Origin of the sequence: Kitasatospora sp. NPDC017646 (assembly GCF_044329365.1) — a bacterium.
GTDB lineage: Bacteria > Actinomycetota > Actinomycetes > Streptomycetales > Streptomycetaceae > Kitasatospora.
Genome location: NZ_JBIRJC010000048.1, coordinates 15,169 through 41,901, shown reverse-complemented (window position 1 = coordinate 41,901; position 26,733 = coordinate 15,169). Strand labels below are relative to the sequence as shown.

Here is a 26,733-nt window from a genome sequence, read left to right as displayed (position 1 = left end):
GACCGGGGACCGGGACGGCGGGCGCGCGGGTCGGGCCGTTGCGGACCCGGCTCCGGCGCTCACCACCACGGCTCAGCCGTTCAGTGCCGGCGCCAGGTTCGCCAGGGTGCGGTGCGGCTCGGTCGAAGCGGCACCGGTCGTCGAGGACGAGACGGTCTCCACGGAGGCGCACAGCTCCTCCGGGGTGAGCTCAGCCAGCCGCTTCCGGTAGTGGTCGAGCAACTCCGCTGCGGTCCGGCGCAGTTCTTCCGGGTCCACCGGGAGCGGAGGCAGGTCGAGACCGTCCTCGAAGCGACGGGTGAGGGCCGAGCGCAGGTCGGTGGTGCCGGGCTGCCGCACGGTCAGCGACAGGTGGAAGGACAGACCGTCGGTGTGACCGACGGCCGAGTGCGGTGCGCCGCGCGGGACGTAGAGGACCTCGCCCGCGTGCACCGTGGTCTCCAGCTGTACGGGCCCCGGCTCCGGCTCGAGGCCGCTCTGCCAGCACCCGTCCTCGGGGATCGCGTGGACCTGCCACCGCTTGCTGCCGTGCAGTTGGAGCACAAGGACGTCCGCGTCGTCCCGGTGGGAGCCGAACCCCTTCCGGCCGGGCGGGGTCACGAAGAGGAAGGCTTCGACACCCCGGTTCAGCTCGGCAGCGAGGCGGCCGGCGAGCGCCGCCACCCCGGAGTGCCAGTGCTCGACGTTGCGCATCAGTAAGGTGGCGCCGGCATCGACGTGGCGCATCACCTTGGCGGCGTCGGCGTAGCCGCGGAAGCTGCGGTCGATCAGGTGGCGGGCGCTGGTGTACTCCTCCTGCTCCAGCGTCCTCCCCTGGGCGACGAGCTCGAGGTACGGGACGCGCAGCATGCCCGAGGCCAGGACGTCGTCGACGTCCGCCAGGGCGACCGGCGCGGCGAGCGGTGCGGGCGGGCGCAGCAGACAGGCCCGGCGACGCCACGCCGTCTCCAGGAACGGTGCGGGGTCGCCCACCAGGGAGCGAAGAGTTTCCATTCGGGGGAGTGGCCTTCCGAATCGGGGGCGATCTCGCGCCGAATCTAGGCTTCGCCGAACGGGCGGCGCAAGAATTCGCCGACACTTGCTCGGGTACGGGCACGAGTGAATCCGGACAGTTCCACCGAATCGTGCCGCTGCCGTTTTTCGGCGCCACCGCCTTTCCGGACCTCCGCTCGGCGGGCCCCGGAGAATGACAGCCCCGGAATCATTTTCCGGCATCCCGCAGGGTACTGGTCCGGAACGATCCGGGGTCATCTCGGCCTGCCGGAGCATCGCGGACGCCGGTGAATCGCGGTCGATGACACGGATCGCTGTCACGGTGGAGCGTTTCCCTGCGCGTCTTGGTGGCAGTTCCGCAGAAGGCTTGCCGGCCGTCGGCGCCCGGAAATAGCGTCTGCATCACCACCGAGCGAAGCCGAGTGTTCCGTCCGAGTCCTTTCTGGGTGTCGGCAAAGAGGCTGCTCATCGGACATGTGACGGATCGGCACTCGGTGTCGCGCCCAGGATCCAGTCCGGTGGGCGGCCCGCGACAGGCGAGTCCTCGGCAACCGGTCGAAAGGGGGTGTTCGTGATGCAGAGTCATGCTTCCGACTCGAAAACGAGGTGCGGATCCCAGCGAGACGCTGACCCGATTCCGTCGGTCGGCCCGTCGCGCGGAGAAGCGGGCGGAAATCGAGAGGCTCGTCGAATTCGACGGCGCGCCGACCGCTGACGGGCTTTCCGCCCCGCAGAGAAGATTGTGCCCTGAACGGAACGACCCTCCTGGTCGTGCGATCGCTGGTGGAGGCAACGAGAAGGCGTCCACGCAGCCGATCGCGCTCTACGAAGTCGGCATCGCCCGGGGCGACGTTCAAGCCCATCGCCGTCGGCGCCGAGCTCGGTCACGTGCGCCGCGAGGACGTGCGGGCCACGCCGCGGCTGATCCGTCCGGGCCTCCCGGTGCACGACGACCCGAACGCCAGGCTCGCTGACGTGGTCCGGATGCTCCTGCGCACGGAGAGGGCGCTGGGCAGGGCGCACTCGGATGCCGGCACCCTCCGAACCGTCTGACAGCCGGTCAGCCCCTCAACCGCAGGAAGGAAGGAAGCTCACCCGTGCAGTTCCGTGAGCAGGCACTCGCCAGACTCCAGTCCACCACCGACCTCGGCACAGCAGCCATGCTGGCCAAACCGCGCAGCCTGGTCGCGCTGCTCATGGTCACGGTGCTCGTCGCCTTAGGATCACTGTGGGCGTTCACCGGGGCGATACCGCGCCAGGTCACCGTGCCCGGCATCCTCACCTACGGTCAGGGCAGCTACACCCTGGACAGCCCCGTCTCCGGACAGGTCACCGGGGTCTTCGCCCAGCAGGGTACGACCTTCCCGGCGCAGGCTCCACTGTTCACCGTCCAGGTCGACTCGACCCAGCAGACAGTCCGCGCCTTCAGCGGCGGACGCACCACGGCGATCCTGGCGCAGGTCGGTCAGGTGGTCACCGCGGGCACGAACCTCGCCGTGGTCGAGCGCGTCAGCGGACCGACCGATCCATTGATCGCGGTGCTGTACGCACCGACGAGCAGTGCCGGCCTCATCACCCAGGGCAGCACCGTGGACCTCGACCTGCGGTCCGCTCCGGCCCAGGAGTACGGGGTACTGCGCGGCGTCGTCCAGTCGGTCAGCCAGTTCTCCCAGACGCAGAAGCAGATCGCCGGCTTCCTGGGCGATGCCCAACTGGCCGGCCAGTTCTCCGGCCAGGGCCAACCGATGCAAGTGGTCGTGAGGCTGTTGACGGAACCGGGCACCACGAGCGGGTTCCAGTGGTCCACCCGGACCGGCCCGCCGTACCTGATTGATTCCCGCACGCTGGTGAGCGCTTCCGTGCACTTGCCATCGGTCAGACCGATTGGCTGGGTGTTGTCGTAGATGTCCGTACTCACCACCACCGACGGAACGTCGAAGACGCGGGCCCGGCGGAGGCGCCGTACGGCCCGCCGCGTCAAGCCACCGGTGATCTTCCAGATGGAAGCACTGGAGTGCGGGGCCGCCAGCCTCGCCATGGTCCTCGCCCATTACAAGCGCTACGTACCGCTCGAGGAGCTGCGGGTCGCCTGCGGGGTCTCGCGGGACGGCTCGAAGGCGTCGAACGTCCTGAAAGCCGCTCGCAGTTACGGCCTGACGGCGACCGGACGACGGATGGACATCGAGGCCCTGTCGAAGCTGGAGCCCCCGGCGATCCTGTTCTGGGAGTTCAACCACTTCGTGGTTCTCAACGGGTTCGGCCGGCGCCAGGGCCAGGACGTTGTCCACCTCAACGACCCCGGCAGCGGGCCGCGGGTTGTCAACCTCGCGGACTTCAACGAGAGCTTCACCGGCGTGGTGCTCACCATGTCCCGGGGGGAGGGGTTCCGCCCCGGCGGCCGGCGGCCCGGCTTCCTCGCGAGCATGCCGACCAGGCTGCGCGGGAGTTGGGGGCTGCTCGCCCTCAGCACCTACGTCAGCGTGCTGCTCGCGGTGGTCGGTGTGGCGTACCCGGCGCTCACCCGGGCGTTCGTCAACTCCATCCTGCTGGGCGGCGACCGCTCGTTCCTGATGTCGTTCTTCGGCCTGATGGCCGCGACCGTCCTGGTGACGGGCGTGCTCACCTTCCTGCGCCAGACCTTCCTGCTACGGCTGCGCATCTCCAACGCGACGATCAACAGCAGTCGCTTCCTGCGTCACGTGTTCAGACTGCCCGTCAACTTCTTCGTCCAGCGCAGTCCGGCGGACATCAGCAGCCGCATGCAGTCCAACGACCAGGTCGCCGTGACCCTGTCCAACGACCTGTCGAGCGTCCTGGTCAACGCGCTGGCCATCGTGCTGTACGCCTGCCTGCTGTGGGCCTACGACCCCTGGCTGACGGTGCTGAGCGTGTCGCTGTCCCTGCTCAACATCGTGGCCCTGCGCACGGTGGCCCGGATCAGGGCCAGCGGCGTCAGCCGGCTGGCCACGGACGAGGCGCAGCTGTTGAACACCTCGTACAGTGGCCTGCAGCTCATCGAGACGATGAAGGCCACCGGCGGCGAGAACGCCTTCTTCCGACGCTGGGCCAAGGAACAGTCCGCTGTCGTCACCGGGCAGCAGAAGATCGGCGTGCCGAGTGCCATCATGGCGGTGGTCGCCCCCACCCTGGCCTCCGTCACCACCTCGCTGTTGCTGCTGATCGGCGGCCTGGAGGCGGTGAAGGGAGACCTGACGGTCGGGCTGCTCGTTGCCTTCCAGGCCCTGGTATCGGCCTTCGTCAACCCCATCGCGCAGCTCATCGCGGTGGCCCAGCGGGTCCAGGACTTCGCGGTTCAGGTGACCCGGCTGCGCGACGTGGAGAACCACCGGGCGGAAGCACGCCCGGACGCCTCCGACGCCCCGGCCGGGCGGCTCGCCGGCAACCTGACCTTCGACCGGGTCACCTTCGGCTACAGCCCGCTGGACGCCCCGCTGGTCACCGAGTTCTCCTTCTCGGTGGGCCCCGGCCGACAGGTCGCGCTGGTCGGCGGCTCGGGGAGCGGCAAGTCCACCGCGGTGTGCCTGATCTCGGGCCTCTACCGGCCCTGGGAGGGCTCGGTGGACATCGACGGCCTCCCGCGCGAGAGCATCACGCCGGAAGTGCTCGCCGCCTCGGTGGGCTTCGTCGACCAGGACGTCTTCCTGTTCGAGGGGACGGTGCGGGACAACGTCACGCTCTGGGACACCTCCATCTCCGACGACCAGGTCATCGCCGCGCTCCGCGACGCCGCGATCTACGACGTGGTGTCGGCACGTCCGGGCGGCATCTACGCGCACGTGGCGGAGGACGGCCGCAACTTCTCGGGCGGACAACGCCAGCGGCTGGAGATCGCCCGGGCGCTCGTCCGCAACCCCCGGCTGCTCGTCCTGGACGAGGCGACCAGTGCCCTGGACGCCGAGACGGAACGCCTGATCATGAACAACATCCGCCGTCACGGTTGCGCCACGGTCGTCGTGGCCCACCGGCTGAGCACCATCCGCGACAGCGACGAGATCGTCGTGCTGAGCCGGGGCGACGTGGTCGAGCGGGGAACGCACGAGTCCCTGTCCGCGGCCGGCGGCGCCTACGCCCAGCTCGTCCGGGAGCACTGACGTATGAGCACGACATCCTCCGGGCCCGAGGTCACGGCGGCCTGGCGACCCCCAGCCGGGATCGGGACCGAGGTCGACTTTGGTGAGGGACACGTCCGGTTGACGGATACGGACGCGCTGTGGGTGGTGACCGATGGAGCCGTCGACCTGTTCGTGATGGAGGCCGCCGAGGGCGGTCCGTGGCACTACGTCAACCGCTTCACCCCGGGTGCCGTCCTCGCCGCACCCCCGTTGGGCCCCGTCGGCGTACCGGTCCTGCGAGCCGTCCTCGGCGCCCGCGTCCTGCGGGTGGACGCGGCGGACCTGGCAGGACTCCTGCGTGCCGGCTCCGGGGACACCCGGGAGTCCTCCGAAGGGCGTGCGGCCCTCGCCCGGGGGATCGACGTCTGGTTCGACGGCCTCCTCGGCTTCGTCGCCGAGCAGCCGGGCTCCCGCGACCACGTGCTCCTGAGCGCCGGAAGCCGGGGCGAACTGTCCGAAGGGGAACGCGGCCGCGCGGCCGGGGGACTGGTCTGGATCGAGGTCCGCGCCGGTCGGCTGCGGGTCGGAACGCCCGACAGCGGCGAGTGGCTCCACCGCGGCGACACGTTCGTGGTCACCGGGGGCAGCACCGTCCAGGGCGACCCCACGGCCTCATTCACCACCAGCTCGACCAGTGACCTGCTGGCCGACGGCCGGTGGCGCGACTGTCTGGCCGAGGCCAACGGGCGCCTGATGCGGATGGCCGACCGGGTCATCGCCGCCGAGGGGGAGCAGACCGAGTCCCGGATCCGGGCCGTACGCGAGATGGAGGACGCGCTCACCGACAAGGCCAACCGGGTCCTGCGGGCCGTGCTCGAGCCGGCCGAGCACGTCTCGCACAGCGGCCCCGTCCACAACGAGGACCCCACCGAGGCGGCCTGCCGGATCGTGGCCGACGAACTGGGCATCTCCATCCTGCCCGCCCGCGGCTCGGCGGCCGGTGGCAAGACCGGCCCGATCGAGGCCATCGCGGTGCGCTCGCGCTTCCGCATCCGGGCAGTGGACCTGGACGCACACTGGTGGCGCATCAACATCGGCCCGTTCGTCGGGCGCCGCGCCGCCTCCGGCGATCCGGTGGCCTTCGTCTGGCGGCACGGACGGTACGTAGCCTGGGATCCCGTCACCGGCGAGCAGGACCCGGTGCGGGACCGGACTGCTGGGGAGTTCGACGACACGGGGGTGCTGTTCTACCCGCCCCTGCCCGAGCGGCCGATCGGCACGGGACGGCTGATCCTCTTCGGCCTGAAGGGCAGCGGGCGGGACATCCGCAACCTGATCGCCTTCACCCTGGTCGCGGTGGCCGTCGGCACCACGGTGCCCATCAGCACCGGGCTGGTCCTCGGCACCTTCGTCCCGTACGCCGAGACGAACCTCATCGTGCAGGTGTGCGTCCTGTCCCTGGTGGCCGCCCTCGCGTCGGCGGGCTTCGCGGTGCTGGAGAACCTGGCGTTGCTGCGCGTCGGTGGCCGCTTCGAGGCCACCCTGCAGGCCGCCGTCTGGGACCGGCTGCTGCGCCTGCCGGCGCCGTTCTTCCGCCGGTACTCCACGGGTGAACTGGCCGGTGCGGCCCTGGGGGTGAAGAACATCCGTACGGTGCTGATGAACGTGGGCTACGTGGTGCTCTACTCCAGCGTGGTCGCGGTGGTGAACCTCGCTCTGATGTTCTGGTTCAGCGTGCCGCTGGCCCTGCTGACCGGGCTGTACGTCCTGATCAGCGCAGTGTTCTTCCTCGTGCTGGGCGCGCGGCAGATGAAGTGGCAGACCCGGTCGCTGGACCTGGAGCACAAACTCGCGAACCGGGTGTACCAGAGGCTGCGGGGACTCCCCAAACTGCGGGTGGCGGGTGCCGAGAACCGCGCCTTCGCGGCCTGGGCCAACGAGTTCGCGCAGCAGAAGGAGCTCCAGAAGCGCATCGGCAGGTACCAGAACGCGGCAGCCACGTTCAACGCCGTCTACCCGCTCGTCTGCGTGCTGCTTACCTTCGTGATCATCAGCGGGCCGGCCCGCGGAACGCTGTCGATGACCAGGTTCCTGTCGTTCAACGCGGCCCTGGGCATCGTCCTCGCGGCCGTCATCCAGGTGACCAACTCCCTCTCCTCGGCCTTCGCCGTGATACCCGTGTTCAAGCGGATGAAGCCGCTGCTCGCCGAGTTGCCTGAGGCCTCGGAGACGCACACGGTGCCGGGCGACCTGACCGGGCAGATCGAGGTGAACCGGGTGACGTTCCGCTACGACGAGAACAGTCCACCGGTGCTCGACAACGTGTCCCTGAGCATGCGGCCGGGCGAGTTCGTGGCGATCGTCGGCCCCAGCGGGTGCGGCAAGTCCACCTTGCTGCGACTGCTGCTGGGCTTCGAGACCCCCTCCAGCGGCAACGTCCTGTACGACGGTCAGGACCTGGCCACCCTGGACAGCGCCGCGGTGCGCAGGCAGTGCGGCGTCGTCCTTCAGCAGACGAAGCCGTTCGCCGGCACCGTCTTCCAGGCCATCACCGGCACCCTCAACTACAGCCACGACGACGCGTGGGCGGCCGCTGAACTGGCGGGCATCGCCGCGGACATCCGCGCCATGCCCATGGGGATGCACACGATGGTGAGCGACAGCGGTACCTTCTCCGGCGGCCAGCGGCAGCGCCTCGCGATCGCGCACGCCCTGATCCGCCGCCCCAGGATCCTGTTCTTCGACGAGGCCACCAGCGCGTTGGACAACGAGACCCAACGGGTCGTCACCGAGAGCACCCAGCGGCTGAAGGCGACCCGGGTCGTCATCGCACACCGGCTCTCCACTGTCCTCGACGCCGACAAGGTCGTCGTCCTCGCCGAGGGCCGGGTCGCCGAGTGCGGTCCTCCCTCCGAACTTCTCGACGACCCCATGAGCCTCTTCCACCAGTTGGTGCGCAGGCAGATGCACGAATCAGAAGGAGCGATGACATGAACCACAGGAGGAGGAGACTCCGTCTGCAGGCCACCGCGGCCACCGTCCTGCTGGTGCTCGGAGGTACGGCCGGCTGCGGCTCGGTGCGCGGTGGCGCCACCGGCGCACAGGCCTCGGCACCGGAGGCGGTCGTTTCCCAGGCGGGCGCGACGGCGGCGGTCGGCCGCTACGACGAGGAGAACAACCGGGTGAACGGGGCCCTCGACAGCACGGGCTTGCCCGGAATCGAGACCGAACCGCTGCTCAGCGCGGACGTCGCCTGGATGCGTATCAGCAAGGAGCTGAACCAGTCGGTCGCCCCGATCAGCGACCAGGGCATCACCATCCACGCCACGGCGGGTTCGGCCTATCCCCGCTGGTTCCTGGCCGTGTCCAGCCGGGCACAGGGAGGCAAGCCCTTCCCCGGTCCGACGTACCGCGTCTTCGTGCAGGCGGGCCCCGGAGCGCCCTACCTGGCCGCGTACTCGCTCACGGCCAGCGGGCCGGTGCCGAAGATCGCCGTCGACGGTGCGGGCACCGCCACCGCCGTCACGAGCCCGGACGGCCTGCTGATCACCCCGGGATCACTGGCGACCGAGATCCTCGCCCACTACCAGCAGAACCTCGTCGGTAAGGACAGGTTCTCCTCCAGCGCGCCGCTGGACGACAACCTCTCCAACGGGTTCGCAGCCGGCACGAAGGCCCTGAGCGGTCGCGGTACGACCCTGTCCCGGGTGCTGACCCGGACGTTCCCCGAGACCTACGCCCTGCGGACCGAGGACGGCGGCGTGCTTGTGTTCACCGCCGACGTCGTCACCGACACGCTGACCCCGGTCCAGGCCGACGGCACCGTCTCCCTGGGACCGAGGAGCAGCGACGCCGCGCAGTTGGGCAAACCCGGTGGCGCGACGGCGAACCGGTTCACCATCAGCCGGCTGCAGACCTTCCTGACGTACGTCCCGACCGCAGCCTCGGGGTCGAAGGCCCAGGTCATCGGATACAACGAGGTCCCCACAGCTGTCAGTTGAGCACTGCCAGGCACACCCCGCGAAACACCACCAGAGGAGTACACCACCATGAAGGACGACACCTCCCGGAACACCGCCACCGAGGACGCCGCCGCCGTGGCGGGCACGGAGGTCGACGAGGAGATCAGCGACGGGGACCTGGAGGCCATCGGCGGCGGCGACGGAGGTCAGCCGACCTACCCGCCGTACGTGTGAGCCCTCGTGCCCGCGACCCCGACACCGGGGTCACGGGCACGCCGCGTCCATCGGCGGCGGCCGTTCGCCGACCACCCCACACCGCTGGGACCGGGTTTCGGCAGCACACGTGGGCATCGTCCTCGCCCCCCGAGAACCGAGCCGCCTGCGGGCCTCGAGCGGCGGGGCGGAGTTGGCCCGGCGCAAGGAGGCCGAACCCGGGCGGTTAGCTCTGCCGTCGACCAGGCGCACCTGCCGAGCCCACCAATGGGGCGACGACCGACGGGGCGCGCGAGGTGATGGTCACCTCGTCGTGGCGATCGTCAGTGGAGGGTGATGCCGGGGGCAGTCGGTGCCGGGGGTCGGTGCGCCAGGTGCTCGGCAGGGGGTGGAAGAGGGTGCCGGGGCGAGATGTCATATGGCTTCGGCCCGGTCCGAGTAGTCGGAGTCCCCCGTCGTTCTTGGGCAGCACTCGGCCTCCAGGGGATCCCAATCGTCGCCTGGCTCGGCTCTGGGGCCGCGGTAGGCGCCGACCGTCACAGGTAGCCCGAGCGTTCGGGGCCGTCCGGGAACGGCAGGTGCTGGACCACCGGGTTGCGCTTGCCGCCCGGGGTGAACCGGAATTCCTGGTGCGGGCGGTGACGCAGGCGGAAGCCCTGGCGGGGGCCGAAGTGCGCGGCGAGCCGGGTGTTGAGGTCGCGGACGCAGGCTGCGGCGGGTTCCGCGGGGCCGGCGGTGACGAGGTCGAGCGCGCCAGGTTCGTCCTGGACGATCTGGTAGTCGGGGAGGCCGGCGGCGGCGAGCGCTGCGAGCAGCGCGTACGGCGAGTAGAGGGCCCCGTCCCGGCCGACCAGGCTGCTGCGGGCGCGGCCCACAAGCCCTTCGGTGACGGTGCCGGGCAGGCCGCAGTCGCACGCGATCGGGCGGGGTGCGAGGTCACCGGTGACGTAGCGGATGACCGGCATGGGCGTGGACACCAGGGAGGTCAGGACGATCTCGCCGACGTCCTGGCCGTCGGCGGGCTCGATCTCGGGCAGGACGAAGTCGTCCTGGAAGTGCAGGCGCCGCCGCCCGCACTCGAAGGCCGCGTAGCCGGTCTCCGCCGTCGCGTACAGCATGGTCACCGGGCAGCCGAAGGCCTCCTCGGCCAGCCGGCGGCCGCTGTCGGGCATCTGCTCGTAGGTGGCGACGACTGCCCGCGGGCGCAGGGCGATGCCGCTTTGCAGGCAGTACCGGGCCAGGGCGATGACACGGCTGGAGGTACCGGTGATCTGGTCGACGGGGAGGCGGCCGACCACGGCCTCGTAGTCGGCGACGATGTCGGGGTCGTCCGGGTCGTATCCGCGCAGGTTGCACTTGACGTAGGGGCGGGGCAGCATCACTGGCTCCAGCAGGCGGGTGCCGGGGAACAGCAGGCCCAGGTTGAGCACGGTGCCGGTGTCCGGCAGGCCGAGGAAGGCGCTGAGCCGCTCACGGATGACGTTGGTCAGGAGCCCGCCGGTCTCCGCGGTGGAGAGGAGGGTGACGGGCTGTCCGGTGCTGCCGCTGGTCTGGGACAGGAAGAACGCGCCGGGGGACATCCGGCCGGTCGCGTCGCGGGTGACGAAGTCGAGGAAGCGCTCGCGCAGGTCGCTCTTGTGGACCCGCGGGAAGTGGCGCAGGCCCGGCCGCTCGTCGGAGCGCAGGGCGGAGTAGTACGGCGCCCGGTCCACGGCGGTGGCGAGCAGGTGGTCGAGGCGTTCGCGCCCCCGGTCCGGATCGTACGGCGCCAGGTCCTCGATCTCCCGGCGTTTCTCCAGGAACCAGCGGGACGACGCCTTGCGGGTGATGCGCTCGCGCAGCCGCTCGGATGCGTGTGCCAGGTCGCTGGGCAGGTTCAACGCGGGCCTCCGTACGGACGGCCGGCCGGGGGCCGGCGAGCAGCGCCGACCCCCGGCCGAGAAGTGGACGTCAGATGCGCTCGAGACCACCCGAGATGGCCTCCAGGTCCTCGTCGCCGATCTCGGCCGCGAACTCGTCGTTGGCGGTCTCCGAGGTGGTGTTCTGGGTGTCGCTCACAATTCCTCCAAGATTCCGGAACACCGGTGGAGGCCGTTCGGGGAATCGACCGGCCTCCACCGGAATGCTTTGTCCCTTGCTGAGACGCCTCGAAGCTATGGGCCCCGGTCCGGAGGGCACAAGGAACTCCCGACTCTTCCCCCGAAGCGTGCATGGCGGGGCGGGGACGGTTCCATCGATTCTCTCCGCGGTCGGCGGCAGACCGCCTCGCCGCCTTGGACGTCCCCTTGCCGCAGCCCGGACCATGGGCGGTCCCGGGCCGCTTCCGGCTTGGCCCGACCAGTGTGGGAGCAACTGATGGGATGCTTCAAGGCTCCGGCCGAGCACCGCCCCGGCTGCCGGCCCACGGTGTTCCTGGCGGGCCGCATCACCGGGTGCCCCGGACTGGCAGGCCACAGCGACCCGGATGTTCGGTGACAACGAGGTTGCGGTGCTCAACCCCGTCAGAATGCAGCGAGTTCGCCGATCCCGGCAGCCGACCGAGTCGCCTGGGAGTACCGGCACCTGCGCCGGGCCGGGGTCGTGCTGTTCTGGTTTCCCCGGAGCGTGCCAGCGTGCAGCCGACCGCGCCGTACGGGCTCGGATGCACGCCGGGCGGGGTGCCCCGATTGCGGTGGGTGTCGACCGGAGCTGTGCGCGCTGGCGCAATGTGGAGATACGATTTCGCGTTGACTCGGGCAGAATTGACAATTCCATGACATGCTCCGATCCGGCAGTGTCCGTGCCGCCTGGGCCCTGCTGGCGCAGGGCGACGCCGGCGGCGCCGCGGGTTGGGCACTGTGCGCCGTCGCAGCGGTGGAACGGATCCGTGCAAGCGTCGGCGCGGCGGCGGCAGGGTGCGGTGGCGTCGGGGGCGGCGCCGCGTCGGTGGTGTCGTTACGGCCTATGCTCCCGATCTGACAGGCTCCGCAGCGCGGATGGTCCGGTCTCCCACGCGCAGCCCCAGAGAGAGGACCTCGGATGTTGCTCGGCCCGCCCCCGATACCTCACCCAGGCTCCGCCGGGAGCATCAGGGCCGAGCTGCTCGGGGAGTGGGTTCCCTACGCGGACCAGGCACCGACGAACGGCGGCGGCGTCGTCCTGCCCGGCCAGACGGACGACGTGTCCCGGTGGGTGACGAGGGAACAGATGCGCAACGCCACCAAGAGTGCTGGTCCCACCGCCCTGTGGTACTACTGCGGGACCTACCGGGGGAAGCCGGTCGAGGAGTCGGCGAAGGCCACGGCCAAGAGGTACGGCGGGCGAACGATGATGATGCTGATCGAGGACCTCAACCTGCAGACCCCGTACTACTCCGACTACTCCGAGAGGGCCGCGGCCTTCTGGCGGAACGCTTCGGTGGGATTCTCCGAGGCGGCCCGCGGCGAGATCCGGATCGTCTTCGGCGACGTCGTACGGAGGGGGAACACCTGGCAGCGCGTCGAATGCCCGACGCTCATGGCGAACCCGTACGTCACAGCCGTCCTGTGGGCCCAACCCGGTAGCGCGTTCCGGCAGTTCCTGAGCGGGGGGCAGACTGATCCGTGCCTCCACCTGCCCGCCGGAGTCACGGTGCACCAAGGCGTGTCCGACTGGTACTCAGTGTGACTTCGCGATCTACGCGCTGAGGGGGCGGGGAGCCATGCTGGTAGCGGTTGTGACGTGCCGAAGCTTGGCGGCTTCTGCGCCAGTTCGACCAGTGCAGGAGTGCGTTCGGGGCTGTGATCGGCGGGCTGAACAGTGCGCCGATCAGGCGGCGGATCTCCGGGACGGTCAGGTCGACCGGCTCTGCGGGTGCCGATAAATCATTCGCGCAGGTCGCCGCCTTGATCACCGATCTCCGGCCATACCCGCCAGCCGCTTCGGGAGTCTTCATGTGCAAAGGGCATTGGTGCTGGTCCGCCCCGATACGCTCCTGCGCTGGCACCGCCACCTGATCAAGCGGCGCCACGGCGCGACCTGCGTGCCGAAGCGACCGGGGCGCCCGCGCACCGTCCGCTCGGTCCGTGCCCTGGTGCTGCGCCTGGCCCGCGAGAACAGCTCGTGGGGCTACCGCAGGATCCACGGCGAACTCGCCGCGCTCGGTATCAAGGTCGCAGTCTCCACCGTCTGGGAGATCCTCCGCGAGCACGGAATCCCGCCCGCGCCCGAGCGGCAGAGCACGAGCTGGGCCGACTTCCAGCGCGGCCAGGCCGAGGCCCTGCTCGCCTGGGATCTCTTCGAGGTCCGCACGCTGGCCGGTGCGCGCCTGTACGTCTTCGCCGTCATCGAGCACGCCGCCCGCAGGGTCCGGATCCTGGGTGCCACCGCACACCCGACCGCGGACTGGATCGTGCAGCTCGGACGCAACCTCCTCATGGACCTTGAGGACGCCCGGCAGCAGGGCCAGGTTCCTGATCCGCGACCGCGACTCCAAGTTCACCGCCGCCTTCGACGCCCTGCTGACCGACGCCGGACTCGAAATCGTCACCACCGGCATCCGGATACCGCGGATGAACTCCCTGATGGAGCGCTGGATACAGACCTGCCGCCACGAGCTCCTCGACCGCACTTTGATCTGGAACCAGCGCCACCTCCTCCACGCACTCCGCGAGTTCGAGACCTTCTACAACGAGCACCGGCCACACCGAACCCTGGACCAAGCCGCTCCGCTCCGCCCGCTACCCGACCTGATCAACCCGCCTGCGCACGTCAAGCAGCTTCAGGTCCGCCGAAGAGACCGACTCGGCGGCACCCTCCACGAGTACCGACACGCCGCTTGACCAGGCCGGATGATTAACCGGCACCCGCAGAGTGACCCCTACCACTCGGCCCCCCAAGATCTCCTGGTACGCCCAGTGGGAATGCGCCGCCTGCCGCGACGGTGGCGACGCGCTGTTCGAGGACGGCACCCTGGTCGACGCCGACCACGACTGCAGCAGCGACGACGGACCCGAGATCAACTGGGACGGCCGCGCCGAATGCGGCACCTGCGGCTGGGCCCTGGAGACCCAGTTCGCCGACGGCGACTACGTCGAGGCCGACCACGACTGCACCACCGACCCCCGCCCCGGGGCGGCCCGCACGGACCGCCCGTCCCACTCAGGCCAGGGCGGCCCGAACGGCCCGCACACCACCGTCGAACTGGCCCAGGCCTGGGACCTGACCCCCGGAGGTCGCCCGGCACCTCGCGCTGCTTCGCCGCGCCGGTCTGCTGACCACCCGCCGGCACGGGCGGTACGTCAGCTACACGCTCGACCCGGCGTCGCTGACCACGCTGGGCAGTGACGTGCTGGCCGCGGTTCTGCGCTGACCCAGGCGGCGCTCCATGCGGTCTGCCGGGCGCGACGCGGACCGCTCCACGACAGGATTCGCGGTTTGTTCTGCATGGCACCGGCTCCAGCTCCTATGCTGACCAGCGGTCGATGTAACGCAGTGTCAGAGTCGGGGGTGGGGTACATGGACATTCCTCTGGTGGACGCCGTAGCGGCAGTGCGTGACGAGCTGCTGGCCGCAGCGGCGCAGGGTGTGGACCAGGAGATCCAGTTCGCGGTAGGACCCGTCGAGATGGAGTTCCAGGTCGAGCTGCGTGCCGACGTCAAAGCGAAAGGCGGATTCCGTCTGTGGGCGGTCTCCGGGGAGACGGAGGCAGGGGTCTCCCGGGGGCGGACGCACCGGGTCGCGTTCACGCTGACGCCCAAGAGTGCGAGCGGAGCGGACCTGCTGATCAGCGGGGCCCTGGGAGCTGAGGACGGGCCGGGCGACACCAGTCGGCACATCCCGCACTGACGGTGCGTCGGGAACAGGGAGTCGGTCGCCTGAGAGGGCTGGGGGTCAGTGGTGGACGAGGCGAGGCTGGTGGCGGTCACCGGCGCGGGCGGGCGGGGATCGGGGTACGCGGTCGGGCCGCGGCTCATCCTGACCTCGGCGCACGTCGTGGCGCGGTACGGCGCGCGGGTGAAGGTCTTCCACCCAGGTGGCGACCGGCAGTTCGTGGGCGAGAGCGTGTGGTGCGGGACACCGGGCGACATCGACGACGCCGCTCTGGTCGTGGTGACCGACGCCGGCTGGCGGCCGCCGTCGGGACCGGATGTGCGCTGGGGGCGACTCGCGACCACGCGGCCCGGCCAGGAATGCGAGACCTGGGGCGTGCCCGAGCTGATCCAGCGGCGCGGCACGGCGGTCGAGGCCAGTCAGCAGCGCGGTCTTCTCAACCCCGGCACTGGCTTCGTCAACAACCACTACGTCATGGACCTGCGTGCGCACCCGCCGAGCTGGCCGTCCGACGCCACCTCACCCTGGGGAGGGCTGTCGGGCGGTGCGATGTTCTGCGACCGGTTGCTGACCGGTGTGGTCCTCGCGGAGTCGGCGCACTCCGAACGCGTTGCGCTGAAGGTCGTCCCTGCCTACGTGCTTCACCACGACGATTCGTTCCGTGCCGCCCTGGCCACCCACGGTGGGGGACGACCGCAACTGGAAGCAGTGGAGTTCCAGGACCTGGCCGCCGTGGAGCCCACCCTCAACAAGGGTCCGGCCTCACCGGCGGCGCTGCTCACGGCGGACCGGCAGACGGTCCCGTTCCGCGGCCGGGTCGAGCTGATGGACCAGTTGAGGGCCTGGTGCGGCCTGGGCGGGTTCGGCGCCTGGCTGCTGCACGGGCCCGGCGGCCAAGGCAAGACCAGAATCGCCCGCCATCTTGCCGGTACCCTCGCCGAGGAGAAATGGGCCGTGCTGTGGCTGCGCGCAGGGGCCACCGCAGCAGAGCTCCGGGGCTTGAGACGCGCCGCCAAGCCGCTCCTGATCGTCGTCGACTATGCGGAGACGCGCACCGACCAGATCGCCGGACTGGTGGAGGCCGCCGCCGAGCACGGCGGCGGCAGCCCGTTCAAGGTCCTGCTGCTGGCCCGGACGGCCGGTGACTGGTGGAGCCGGGCGAAGAACCTCACCAGCATCACGGAGAGCTACCTGGAGGGCACCCCGGACGTCGCCCTCCCCCCGCTCGATCCCGACCCACCGGACCGGTTGAAGGCCTACCAGGACGCGGCGACGGCCTTCGCTGGAAGCCTCTCGCGGGTCAAGGGCTACGAGCACCACAACTGGCCGCGCGTGGCCGCCAAGCTCCCCGTTCCGCAGCTCACCCGAGAAGGCCTGGGAAATGCGCTGACCCTGCAGATGACGGCCCTTGCCGACCTGCTCGACGAGGCCGATTGGCCCGGTTCCCTCACGACCGCGCCGCGCCCGAGCGTGGAAGAACGACTGCTCGGCCACGAGACCCGCTACTGGACGCGAACGGCCGGCTCCGAAGGCCTGACCGGGATACTCGAGGCCACCCTGCACGACGCGGTCACCGCAGCCCTGCTCGTCGGTGCCTCCGACGGCGCGCAGGCGGAGGCCACCCTGCGGCGCTTGGCCCGGCTGGCCGAACTGCCACGCGACCGACGGGAGGCCGTCGCGCTCTGGCTGGTGGCGATCTTCCCGTCGCTGGACTCCGGCCGTCTGTGGGGAAGCCTCTATCCCGACCGGCTGGCCGAGCGGTTCGTCGGGCTGCGGCTCGAGAAGGACCCGGAACTGGCGGAGAACCTGGTGCAGGGGGCGGACGACCTGCAGGTCGCACAGCTGCTGACCGTCTACAGCCGGGCCGCGGCCTACCCCGAGGTCCGCGGTCGCCTGGACGACCGACTGACCGGTCTCTGCGTGCGGAACGGCACCAGGTTCGTTCCGCAACTCATCGACGTCGCCATCCAGACCGAGCACCCCGGCCCGCTGCTGGCGGCATTTGACCGCATCACCGGTGACCAGCTCGCGCTGGACGAACTGCGACGCCTTGTCGACTGGGTCCCGGAATCCACCCAGCGCCTCGCGGCCTGGGTGGCGAGGGCCGCCACGCTGCTCGCGAACCGCACGCGCAACATCCCCCCGGGCAACCCGAACCGGCTGCCGCTCCTTGCCAACGCCTTGATCGAGCAGTCCAACAGGCTCAGCAACGTGGGACGGCACGAGGAGGCACTGGCCGCCGTGGAGGAGGCCGTCGAGGTCAGCCGAACGCTGGCCATGAGCGACCCATCGCACCTGCGCGACTACGCCAAGGCTCTCAACAACCTGTCAAACCGATACAGCGACTTCGGACGGCACGAGGAGGCCCTCGCGGCGATCGAGACCTCGGTACGGATCCGCAGCCAGCTCACCGGGGCGCTGTTCTCGGAGATCTTCCCCAACAACGCCGCGGCGGAGGACCTGTCCGCTCACCTCTCCCGGTCCGAGGAGGGCCGGCTCAGCACGGCGGAGCTGCTCCTCGAATCCTTCGACGGCCACGCGATGGCGCTTAACAACCTCTCCGCCCGACTGTCCGTTATGGGCCGGCATCGGGAGGCGCTGGAAGCGGTCGAGCAGTCGCTGTTCGACTATCGTCTTCTGGTTGATTCCGATCCCGAGAAGTACCTCCCCGAGCTTGCCAGGATCACGGCCAATCACGGGGCCAGACTCGCGGCGGTGGGACGGCGGCAGGAGTCGCTCGCCGCGCTGGAAAGCGCACTTGCCAGTCTCCGGCCGATGGCCGAGCGCCGCCCGGATGCCCACCTTCCGGACCTCGCGATGGTCCTCGGGAACATGGCCGTGGAGTTGGGGGCGCTCGGGAGGACCGAGGAGGCGCTGGCTGCGGCCGAGGATTGCGTTGCCACCTACCGGGTGCTGGACCAGGGACATCCCCGCGGTACCTATCTGCCAATCCTGGCGCGGTTCGTCTCCAACCTCTCGGCCAGGCTGACCGCCGTCGGGCGGATCCAAGAGGCACTGGCAGCCGCCGACGAGGCCATCACGATGTTCGAGCGCTTGGCGGAGGACTACCCCGACGCCTACCAGGCGGAACTCGGGACCGCACTCGACCGGAGGTTCATGCGGCTGACCGACCTGAACCAGCCGTACGATGCCCTGCAGACGGCGATCCGCGCGGTCGACGTCTTCCGGGACCTGGCCGAGCGCTTCCCCGGCCGCCACCGAGCGGAACTTGCCAGGAACCTGCACCACCTCGCCCGTGCCCTCGCCACGCAGGGGCGGCGTCGGCCCAGTCTCGCCGCCATCGACGAATCCCTCGCTCTCCACCGCGCGCTTGCCGCGGCCGACCCCGGAGCCTACGGGGACCTGCTCGCCGCGTCGGAGGAACTGCGCGCCGGGATCGTCGCGTTGCCAGCTCGCAACGACGTGATCCTGGAGACCGTGGATCAGGTGAAGGCCATCATCGGCGAGCAACTCGGGATCGACCCGGACGACATAGGCCCGGACGAGGGACTCGTCGACGAGTTGGGCGCGGACGAGCTGGACATGGTGGAAATCGTCATGGCTGTGGAGAGCGCATTCGGCATGGACATCCCGGAGGAGCAAGCCCGGGCGATAGTTACGCCCCAGCACCTGGTCCGTGCCGTCCTGGCGCATCTGCTCTGATCTGTCCGTCGAGGAGGAACAGACGGTACTCGGCGGCGAAGGTCGGCGGAGAGCTCGCGTCCAGGAAGTGCAGGGCGCCGCGGAAGGGACCTGGCGGGCTGCGTCGGTACGCCTGGGCCGCCCGCGTCGCAAAGCGCCGTCGCCGGGGCGGGTGCGGGCCGCTGCGCCGTGCTGGCGGTCTCACGCGGGCCCCGGGCCGGTCAGGGCTGCCACGGCAGTGCTCCAAGTCCGCGGTCGCGCAGCTGATGCGCACTTCCCGGCGCACGGTCGGAGCGATCGTGGAGCGGTTCGTGGCCGACCGCGATGCCGGTCTCGACCGGCTGGCAGGCCTGCGCCGGATCGGCATCGACGAGATCTCCTACCGCAAGGGGCAGCGGTACATGACCGTGGTGGTCGACCACCACACCCGGCAGGTGGTGTGGATGGCCGACGGACACGGCCGTGCCGTCCCGGAGGCCTTCTTCACCGCGCTCGGCCCGAAGCGGGCCGCGAAGCTGACGCACGTCTCCGCCGACGGCGCGCGGTGGATCGCGGACACCGTCGCCGCGCACGCGCCGCAGGCGGTACGCGCGATGGACCCGTTCCACGTGGTCGCCTGGGCCACCGAGGCGCTGGACGCCGAGCGCCGCGCGGCGTGGAACCGGGCCCGCCGTCAGGCCCGGGACGCCGGCACCGCCCGGGCATTGAAGGACTCCCGCTTCGCCCTGTGGAAGAACCCGGAGGACCTCACCGACCGCCAGCAGGCCAAACTGACCTGGATCGCCACCTCCGACCCCCGGCTGCATCGCGCCTACCTGCTCAAGGAAGGCCTGCGCACGGTCTTCGCCATCGCCCGCGAGCAGGACGCCGGCGCAGCCGTCGACGCCCTGGACCGGTGGCTGTCGTGGGCACAACGCAGCCGCATGCCGCTTTCGGAGTAATCGGGGGTGGTGGGCCGTTTGGCCGTCACGCTGTGCTTGTTGATCACGGTCCAGGTCAGGGAGACCGCTGGTGCACAGGTCGCGTGAGGTGTTGTTCGAGAGGATCCGCCGGGCCCATCGTGAGCAGGGGTTGTCGGGGCGGGAGCTGGCCGCGCGGTTCAAGGTGTCGCGGCGGACGGTGCGGCAGGCGATCGAGTCGCCTTTGCCGCCGAAGCGGAAGTCGCCGCCGCCGCGTCCGAGTGTGCTGGAGCCGGTGAAGGGCTTCATCGACGCGATGCTGCGCGAGGACCTGGACGCGCCGCCGAAACAGAAGCACACGATCGTGCGGATCATGGAGCGCCTGGCCGCGGAGCACGACTTCGAGCTGGCACGGCAGACCACGGTGTCGGAGTACGTCACCAGACGGCGTCCGGAGATCAAGGCGGAGGCCCTGGAGGGGCGGCGGCACCTGGAGGGCGTGGTCCCGCAGGCGAAACGGCCTGGGGAGGAGGCGGAGGTCGACTTCGCGGACTTCTGGCTGGACCTGGCCGGGCAGCGCCGCAAGTGCGTGCTGTTCACCCTGCGCCTGTCATACTCCGGCAAGGCCGTCCACCGGGTCTACGCCACCGCCTCCCAGGAGGCGTTCCTGGAAGGCCACGCGGAGGCGTTCACCGTGCTGGGCGGGGTGCCGTCGGTGCACATCCGCTACGACAACTTGAAGCCCGCGGTGAAACAGGTGCTGTTCGGGCGCTCACGGCTGGAGTCGACCAGGTGGGCGTCGTTCAAGTCGTGGTACCAGTTCTCGGCTTTCTACTGCGCCCCTGGCGAGGCCGGGGCACACGAGAAGGGCGGCGTCGAGCACGAGGGCGGCCGGTTCCGCAGGAAGCACCTGGTGCCGCCCCCGCAGGTGGACTCGTTGGCGGAGCTGAACGAGCGCCTGGCCGCGATCGACGTCGCGGAGGACGCAAGGCACATCCACGGCCGTCCGACCTCGATCGGGTTCGACTTCGAGGCCGAGCGCGACCGGCTTCGGCCGCTGCCCGCCGACGACTACGACTGCGGGATCGACCTGACGCCCACGGTCGCCCGCAATAGCCGGATCACGGTCCCGCATCGATGGCGCCATGGGCGGCAGCCGTGTAGAAGGCGTCGATGTCGGCGGCGGCCCGCACGCAGACCTCCATCAGCTGTCGGGTCCCGATCTTGTGCCCGGTGGTGCGCTCGATGCCGTGGGCGGCGGCGCGCAGGGAGCCGGAGGCCACCTCGTGGACGACCGCCCGCTGCAGCGGGCGGGAGTACAGCTGGACGGGAAGCGACAGCACCGCGTCCGCGACGTGCAGGTTCGCCGCTGCCGGGGCCCGGTAGGCGATCCGGGACACCTCCACGCGCCCGACGGTGGTGGCAAGCCAGCGCCGGTGCCCGCGCTCGGCCCGGGTGCGCGTCCGCCCGTCCGCGCCGGTCACCTCCCCGCGGCGCGGGCATCGAGCTGGTCCTGCATCATCTGCCGCAGCAACTCCCGTCCCGCCGTGGTGACGTAGTCCTCCAGCCGCTCCTGGGTGCAGGCCATCATCGCCGGTTCGGACAGATGCGCGAGCATCTCCTCCATCCGGGTACGACTGGCGGTGAAGGCATCGGCTGCGGCGGGCTCGGGAGAGTAGACTGCCACCAGGTCTTCTTTCTTACGCGGTCAGGCGGTTCAACCCGGCCAACGAGGAGAAGACCTTCCTCTTGCCCAAGCTCACCCGCCCGCCACGACCGTGCCACGCGCCAGGGTGAACAAGCCGCCCGGGGTCTGCACCACCGCACCCGCCGCGACCGCCTTCTTCAGCCGGTGCCGCACCGTCTCCACCCGGCGGGCCGTCACCTCCAGGCCGAGATCCTCGACCACCTGCCGGCAGCGCACCGGACCGGCATACCGGGCCAGTACCTCCAGCAGGCACTCGCGGTCCTCGGTGTTCGGCGGCCGCTCGCCCAGGCGCGGAGCCGGAACCACGCCAGCAGTGGCAGCCGTCACCCGTGCGGTTCGCGGAAGCTCACCGACGACCTCGCACGCCGTCGAGATGCGCGCCAACTCCTCCTCGCACAACGCCAGCAGAGCCGTGATCCGCTCCGCTTCGGACCGCAGTCGCTCCGCTTCGCCCCGGCAGGCCGCCTCCCTCTCCCGCAGCAGCCGCAGCACCTCGTCGCAGCTCACCCGACCCGCCTCCCGCGCCAGCTGATCAACCAGTCATCGCAACGAGACAGCCATCACGCCGGACACGGCGTCCTCGCCGACATCACTCAACGAGAAACGCACCCAAGTCGAGGTGCCCACAAACCGGGGTAGAGCCCGCCGGAGGTCTCGCCCCGCTGACCGGCTCACCGGATCCCGATCCGCCGGCTGGGTGCATACTTACTGGTCAAACATCGGACCAGTGGAAGGCTCGGACGTGGCTGTCACCGATGAGGCCATCGAGAAGATCAAGGCGATGATCCTCTCCGGAACCCTCAAGCCTGGCGCCCGGCTGCCCAAGGAGCCCGACCTGGCCGCGGAGCTCGGTCTTTCCCGCAGCTCGCTCCGCGAGGCGGTCAAGGCACTGTCGCTGCTGAACGTGCTGGACGTCCGGCAGGGCGACGGCACCTATGTGAGCAGCTTGGAGCCGGCCCTTCTGCTGGAGGCGTTGACCTTCATCCTGGACCTGCAGCGCGACGAGTCGGTGCTGGAACTGCTCCAGGTCCGGGCGATCCTGGAGCCGGCGGCAGCAGCGCTGGCCGCTCAGCGGATGACCGATGACCAGGTGGCCGAGCTCCGCAGCAACCTGGACGACCTCGGTGACAACCCCGCGGTGGAGGCGCTGGTCGCCGCCGACCTGGAGTTCCACGCCCGGATCGCCGCGGCGGCCGGCAACAGCGTTCTCAGCTCGCTCATCGACTCCTTGGCCGCTCGGACGGCCCGTGCCCGGATCTGGCGCGGGTTGACCCAGGAGTCCGCCGTGGCGCAGACCATCGCGGAGCACCGGGCACTCCTGGACGCAATCGCCGCACACGACGTGGAGGCCGCCCGAGCGGTGGCCACCGTCCACATCACCGGGGTGGCGCAGTGGCTGCGCCGGGCCCAGACGAGCGGTTACTGGGTCAGCCGGTAGACGCGGGCGGCGTTGCGCTGGAAGACCGCTTCCTTCTCGTCCGCACTCAGCCCCTCGGTGAGCCGGTCTGCGATCCCGACGATCTCCCCGTACCCGGCCTCCAGGGTGGAGACCGGCCAGTCGGAGCCGAACAGCAGGCGGTGCGGGCCGAAGGCGTCGAAGGCCGTCTCCGCGCACGGCCGCAGGTCCTCGACCGTCCAGGAGCCGGGCGTCGCCTCGGTGACCAGGCCGGAGAGCTTGCAGACCGTGTTCGGCAGGGCTGTCAGCGCGCGGAGGTCGGCTGCCCAGGCGTCGAGTGTCCCCGAGGCGATCGGGGGCTTGCCCAGGTGGTCCAGGACGAACGTCAGACCGGGCAGCCCGGCCGCGGCTGCGGCGGCCGCGCGCAGCTGGTGCGGCTTGACCACGAGGTCGTAGACGAGACCCGCCTCGGCGACGGCGTGCAGGCCGCGCCGTACGTCGGTGCGCAGCAGCCACCGTGGGTCGGACTCCTCCTGGACCTGGTGGCGGATGCCGACCAGGCGGTCCCCGCCCCGTGACTCGCGGAGCGCGGCCAGGGCGGAGGCCACATCAGGGGCCGTCAGGTCCGTCCAGCCGACCACTCCGGCCACCGGACCGTCCTCGGCCGCGAGGGCCAGCAGCTCCGGGGTCTCCTCCGGCACGCAGACGGTCTGCACCACCACGGTGGCCGTAACTCCTGCCGCGCGGGCCTGCGGTTCGAGGTCGGTGACCGAGAAGGAGCGGGCCAGGGGTTTCAGCGCATCGCCCGCGATCCAGGGCTGGGGCCGGACCGCGAGGTCCCAGACGTGGTGGTGGGCGTCGATGATGCGGCGCCCGGTCACAGCTCCCACACCTTCGGCAGGCCGGCCGCGGCGCCCTCCGGCGAGTAGTCGTGGACGGTTTCCAGCAGCTCCGCCATGCGGGACTGCCATACGACATTGGCGGGCAGGTGCGCCAACTCGGCCAGCAGCCGTGGGTAGTCCTCACACTCCACCAGGTGGAAGAGCTCGGTGCCGCTGCGCCAGATGGTCCACGAGGTCGCGCCGGCCGCCCGGATCGCGCGGACCAGTTCGGCGGGCACCTCTCGGTGGGCGGCCTCGTACTCGGCGATCCGGTCGGGGCGCAGGCGGGTGTGCAGGGCCACTCTCACAGCTGGTCTCCTCATGACTGTTCCTCGATGACGACGATGACGTCCAGTGTGCGCGGGCCGTGGACGCCTTCGACCCGGTCGAGTTCGATGTCGCTGGTGGCGGACGGGCCGGAGACGAACGTCAGCGGGCGTACCGGATCGAGCTGCGCGAGCGCGTCGGGGACGTCGCCGTGGATCTGCTCGGCGCGCAGGACGCACAGGTGGTGGTCGGGGATCAGGGTGAGGGCCCGTCGGCCCTGGCCCGGCCCGGCGTCCAGGACGATGGTGCCCGTGACGGCGATGCCGGCCGCGGCGAGGGTGAGCGCGCCGTCCAGGGTGTCGAGGGCGGGGACGTCCAGCGGCTCGGGGTGCCACTGCCAGTCGCCGGGCGGCAGGAGTTCGGCCGGGAATCCGCTCGGCAGCGCCAGGCGGCGGACCCCGCGCGCCGTGAGCGCGGCGGCTATCGCGCCCGGGACACCGGCCGGATCCGCCAGGACGACCGTCGCCCGGTAGTCGCCGACGCGTTCGGTGAACAGGGCGACGACGTCCTGGCCCGCGCGGACGTGGCTGCGCCGGTAGCCGCGGGGTACCGCGACGTCGGCGGGCTGCTCGTCGGCCGGAACGTCGGCGAGTGCGGCGCGGATGCGGCTCAGGGTCGTCTCTCGGCTGCTCATTCGGCACCTTCCCGGTTCTCGCGCCACCAGCTGCGGAAGGACTCCGCAGGCGGTACGGGGGTGTCGCGGGTGTCGGACCACCCGCTCAGGGGACCGGGAAGGCGTCCGATGCGGCCGTCCCGGCTCAGCGCTCTGGCGGCGAGCGCGCCCACCTTCTGGGCGCCGGCCAGGAGGGCCGGGCTGTCCAGGACGGTGGCGGCCGCCTTCATCAACAACGCCTCGGCGCTCGGGACCCGCCGGGAGGCCCGCTTGCTCTCGACCACCTCGGCGCGCAGGTGCGCCAGCAGCTCCGGAATGTTGATCCTGACGGGGCAGGCGTCGTAGCAGGCGCCGCACAGGGTGGAGGCGAACGGCAGGGTGGCGGCCGCATTCCTGGTGTCGCCGCCCACTCCCACGAGTTGGGGGGTCAGGACGGCGCCGATCGGGCCGGGGTACACCGAGCCGTAGGCGTGGCCTCCGGTCCGCTCGTAGACCGGGCAGACATTGAGGCACGCGGAGCAGCGGATGCAGGCGAGGGCCTGTCGGCCCACGGTGTCGGCGAGCGTGCCGGTGCGGCCGTTGTCGAGCAGCACGAGGTGGAACTCCTGCGGGCCGTCGCCCTCGGTGGTGCCGGTCCAGGTGGAGGTGTAGGGGTTCATCCGCTCGCCGGTGGAGGAGCGGGGCAGGAGCTGGAGGAACACCTCCAGGTCGGTCCAGGTGGGCAGGACCTTCTCGATGCCCATGACGGTGATGAGGGTGCGCGGGAGGGTGAGGCACATCCGGCCGTTGCCCTCGGACTCGACGACGCCCACCGTGCCGGTGTCGGCGATCGCGAAGTTGGCGCCGGAGACGGCGACCTTGGCGGTGAGGAACTTCTCCCGAAGGTGCAGTCGCGCGGCCTCGGCGAGGTCGCGGGGGTCGTCCGTCAGCCGGTCGGGGGCGGGGCGGCCCCACCGGCCCATCGCGGCGTTGAAGATGTCGCGGATCTCGGTCCGGTTGCGGTGGATCGCCGGAACGAGGATGTGGGAGGGCCGGTCGTCCCCCAACTGCACGATGAGCTCGGCGAGGTCCGTCTCGTACGCGGTGATGCCGGCCTCGGCGAGGTGTTCGTTCAGACCGATCTCCTGGGTGGTCATCGACTTGACCTTGACGACCTCCCGCTCTCCGGTGGCCCGGATCAGCTCGGTGACGATCCGGTTGGCGTCGGCGGCGCCGGTCGCCCAGTGTACGGTGCCGCCTGCGGCGGTGAGCGTCTCCTCCAACTGCACCAGGTACCGGTCGAGGTGACGGGTGGTGCGCTTCTTGATCGCCTCGGCGGCCTCGCGCAGCTGCTCCCAGTCCTCCAGCTCGCCGGCCGCCTGGAGGCGCTTGTCACGGATGGTGGTGGTGGCCCGCTTCAGGTTGCCGCGCAGCTGGGCGTTCTTCAGGGCGTCACGGGCGGCCTCGGGGAAAGACGGTGAGTCGAGCCACACCACGCCCCGGCTCTCGGGGGTGTTCATCGTGGGTCTCCTTCGGTGGCGGCGAGGATCTCGGCCAGGTGCATGGTGCGCACGCCCGCGCCCTGACGGGACAGGCCACCACCGATGTGCATCAGGCAGGAGTTGTCGGCGGCGCACAGTACTTCGGCGCCGGTCGAGCGGACCCCCGCGGTCTTGTCGGCGAGCATCGCGGCGGAGGTGTCGGCGTTCTTGACCGCGAATGTGCCGCCGAAGCCGCAGCACGAGTCGGCGGCGGGCAGATCGACGAGTTCCAGGCCCCGTACGGCCCGCAGCAGCTGCTGTGGCCGGTCGCCGAGGCGCAGGCCGCGAAGGGAGTGGCAGGTGGGGTGGTACGTGACGCGGTACGGGAAGCGGGCGCCGACGTCGGTGACATCGAGCACGTCGGTCAGGAATTCGGTGAACTCGTGGACCTTCGGGGCGAGTTCGGCGATCTGACGACCGAGCGCGGGGCTGCCGTGCTGCTCGGCGACGGTGAGATGGTTCTCGCGGACCATTCCGGCGCAGGACGCGGACGGAGTGACCACGGCGTCGTACGGGGCGAAGGTGCGAGCGAAGCGGTTGACCAGGGGTAGCGCTTCGGGGCGGTAGCCGGTGTTGAAGTGCATCTGCCCGCAGCAGGTCTGCTCCTGCGGGAACTCGACGGTGTGGCCGAGTCGCTCCAGTACGGTGACGACGGCCCGACCGGTGCCGGGGTAGAACGAGTCGTTGATACAGGTGATGAACAGGGCGATGCGCAT

Annotated in this window: 21 protein-coding genes and 2 pseudogenes; 13 read left to right on the top strand and 10 right to left on the bottom strand. The window is 70.6% G+C overall.

The window, feature by feature from the left end:
- Positions 1-72 precede the first annotated feature (72 nt).
- On the bottom strand, positions 73-993 hold the full coding sequence (locus ACH4J0_RS37475) for a JmjC domain-containing protein (protein ID WP_396245657.1): 921 nt from the start codon (positions 991-993) through the stop codon (positions 73-75).
- A gap of 1,097 nt (positions 994-2,090) precedes the next feature.
- On the opposite strand from ACH4J0_RS37475, the gene ACH4J0_RS37470 reads away from it, so the two are divergent.
- The 5 genes from ACH4J0_RS37470 to ACH4J0_RS37450 all read left to right on the top strand — a co-directional run bounded on the left by ACH4J0_RS37470 (position 2,091) and on the right by ACH4J0_RS37450 (position 9,262).
- Positions 2,091-2,897, top strand: coding sequence for an HlyD family efflux transporter periplasmic adaptor subunit (locus ACH4J0_RS37470; protein ID WP_396245656.1), 807 nt, complete (start codon positions 2,091-2,093; stop codon positions 2,895-2,897).
- Entirely contained in the window at positions 2,898-5,105 is a 2,208-nt protein-coding gene (locus ACH4J0_RS37465) for an NHLP family bacteriocin export ABC transporter peptidase/permease/ATPase subunit (RefSeq protein WP_396245655.1), read from the top strand.
- A 99-nt stretch (positions 5,106-5,204) separates the two neighbouring features.
- Positions 5,205-8,060, top strand: coding sequence for an NHLP bacteriocin export ABC transporter permease/ATPase subunit (locus ACH4J0_RS37460; RefSeq protein WP_396245654.1), 2,856 nt, complete (start codon positions 5,205-5,207; stop codon positions 8,058-8,060).
- Positions 8,057-9,067, top strand: coding sequence for a hypothetical protein (locus ACH4J0_RS37455; protein WP_396245653.1), 1,011 nt, complete (start codon positions 8,057-8,059; stop codon positions 9,065-9,067). Before ACH4J0_RS37460 ends, ACH4J0_RS37455 begins: the two co-directional genes overlap by 4 nt.
- A 48-nt stretch (positions 9,068-9,115) precedes the next feature.
- On the top strand, positions 9,116-9,262 hold the full coding sequence (locus ACH4J0_RS37450; protein WP_396245652.1) for a hypothetical protein: 147 nt from the start codon (positions 9,116-9,118) through the stop codon (positions 9,260-9,262).
- Positions 9,263-9,777: 515 nt separating this feature from the next.
- Here ACH4J0_RS37450 and ACH4J0_RS37445 read toward each other — a convergent pair.
- Positions 9,778-11,121 carry a hypothetical protein gene (locus ACH4J0_RS37445; RefSeq protein ID WP_396245651.1) on the bottom strand — a complete coding sequence of 448 codons (1,344 nt, stop codon included), beginning with the start codon at positions 11,119-11,121 and terminating at the stop codon, positions 9,778-9,780.
- A gap of 1,306 nt (positions 11,122-12,427) precedes the next feature.
- Between ACH4J0_RS37445 and ACH4J0_RS37440 the strand changes: the two genes are divergently transcribed.
- The 7 genes and pseudogenes from ACH4J0_RS37440 to istA all read left to right on the top strand — a co-directional run.
- Positions 12,428-12,886 carry a hypothetical protein gene (locus ACH4J0_RS37440; protein WP_396245650.1) on the top strand — a complete coding sequence of 153 codons (459 nt, stop codon included), beginning with the start codon at positions 12,428-12,430 and terminating at the stop codon, positions 12,884-12,886.
- Between the two features lie 238 nt (positions 12,887-13,124).
- Positions 13,125-14,040: pseudogene (locus tag ACH4J0_RS37435) on the top strand (integrase core domain-containing protein).
- Positions 14,041-14,071: 31 nt separating this feature from the next.
- On the top strand, positions 14,072-14,545 hold the full coding sequence (locus ACH4J0_RS37430; protein ID WP_396245649.1) for a hypothetical protein: 474 nt from the start codon (positions 14,072-14,074) through the stop codon (positions 14,543-14,545).
- A gap of 171 nt (positions 14,546-14,716) precedes the next feature.
- Positions 14,717-15,046: a trypco2 family protein gene (locus ACH4J0_RS37425; protein ID WP_396245648.1), complete on the top strand. Its 330-nt coding sequence runs from the start codon at positions 14,717-14,719 to the stop codon at positions 15,044-15,046.
- Positions 15,047-15,097: 51 nt separating this feature from the next.
- A complete protein-coding gene (locus tag ACH4J0_RS37420; RefSeq protein ID WP_396245647.1) occupies positions 15,098-18,694 on the top strand; it encodes a tetratricopeptide repeat protein in 3,597 nt (1,198 codons plus the stop codon).
- A 290-nt stretch (positions 18,695-18,984) separates the two neighbouring features.
- Positions 18,985-19,614 (top strand): transposase, encoded by a 630-nt coding sequence (locus tag ACH4J0_RS37415; protein WP_396245646.1) that lies wholly within the window; start codon positions 18,985-18,987, stop codon positions 19,612-19,614.
- Positions 19,615-19,684: 70 nt separating this feature from the next.
- Positions 19,685-20,626: pseudogene (istA, locus tag ACH4J0_RS37410) on the top strand (IS21 family transposase); the annotation flags it as partial.
- 67 nt (positions 20,627-20,693) lie between these two features.
- Here the strand turns inward: istA and ACH4J0_RS37405 are convergent.
- The 3 genes from ACH4J0_RS37405 to ACH4J0_RS37395 form a co-directional block, all read right to left on the bottom strand.
- Positions 20,694-21,056 (bottom strand): hypothetical protein, encoded by a 363-nt coding sequence (locus ACH4J0_RS37405; protein WP_396245671.1) that lies wholly within the window; start codon positions 21,054-21,056, stop codon positions 20,694-20,696.
- Complete coding sequence (locus tag ACH4J0_RS37400) at positions 21,053-21,259, bottom strand: hypothetical protein (RefSeq protein ID WP_396245670.1); 207 nt, start codon at positions 21,257-21,259, stop codon at positions 21,053-21,055. Before ACH4J0_RS37400 ends, ACH4J0_RS37405 begins: the two co-directional genes overlap by 4 nt.
- Positions 21,260-21,331: 72 nt before the next feature.
- Complete coding sequence (locus ACH4J0_RS37395; protein WP_396245669.1) at positions 21,332-21,787, bottom strand: hypothetical protein; 456 nt, start codon at positions 21,785-21,787, stop codon at positions 21,332-21,334.
- 235 nt (positions 21,788-22,022) lie between these two features.
- Between ACH4J0_RS37395 and ACH4J0_RS37390 the strand changes: the two genes are divergently transcribed.
- Complete coding sequence (locus ACH4J0_RS37390; RefSeq protein ID WP_396245645.1) at positions 22,023-22,718, top strand: FadR/GntR family transcriptional regulator; 696 nt, start codon at positions 22,023-22,025, stop codon at positions 22,716-22,718.
- Here the strand turns inward: ACH4J0_RS37390 and ACH4J0_RS37385 are convergent.
- Genes ACH4J0_RS37385 through ACH4J0_RS37365 form a run of 5 tightly spaced genes read right to left on the bottom strand, consistent with a single transcriptional unit; the run spans position 22,700 to position 26,733 of the window.
- On the bottom strand, positions 22,700-23,557 hold the full coding sequence (locus ACH4J0_RS37385) for an amidohydrolase family protein (protein WP_396245644.1): 858 nt from the start codon (positions 23,555-23,557) through the stop codon (positions 22,700-22,702). The genes ACH4J0_RS37390 and ACH4J0_RS37385 overlap by 19 nt on opposite strands.
- Complete coding sequence (locus ACH4J0_RS37380) at positions 23,554-23,865, bottom strand: L-rhamnose mutarotase (RefSeq protein ID WP_396245668.1); 312 nt, start codon at positions 23,863-23,865, stop codon at positions 23,554-23,556. Before ACH4J0_RS37380 ends, ACH4J0_RS37385 begins: the two co-directional genes overlap by 4 nt.
- Before the next feature lie 11 nt (positions 23,866-23,876).
- Positions 23,877-24,518 (bottom strand): lactate utilization protein C, encoded by a 642-nt coding sequence (locus ACH4J0_RS37375; RefSeq protein WP_396245643.1) that lies wholly within the window; start codon positions 24,516-24,518, stop codon positions 23,877-23,879.
- The gene (locus ACH4J0_RS37370) at positions 24,515-25,996 is read right to left on the bottom strand and encodes a LutB/LldF family L-lactate oxidation iron-sulfur protein (RefSeq protein WP_396245642.1); all 1,482 of its coding nucleotides are present in this window, start codon (positions 25,994-25,996) and stop codon (positions 24,515-24,517) included. The genes ACH4J0_RS37375 and ACH4J0_RS37370 overlap by 4 nt, the downstream gene beginning before the upstream one ends.
- Positions 25,993-26,733, bottom strand: a complete 741-nt coding sequence (locus ACH4J0_RS37365; RefSeq protein WP_396245641.1) for a (Fe-S)-binding protein — start codon at positions 26,731-26,733, stop codon at positions 25,993-25,995. The genes ACH4J0_RS37370 and ACH4J0_RS37365 overlap by 4 nt, the downstream gene beginning before the upstream one ends.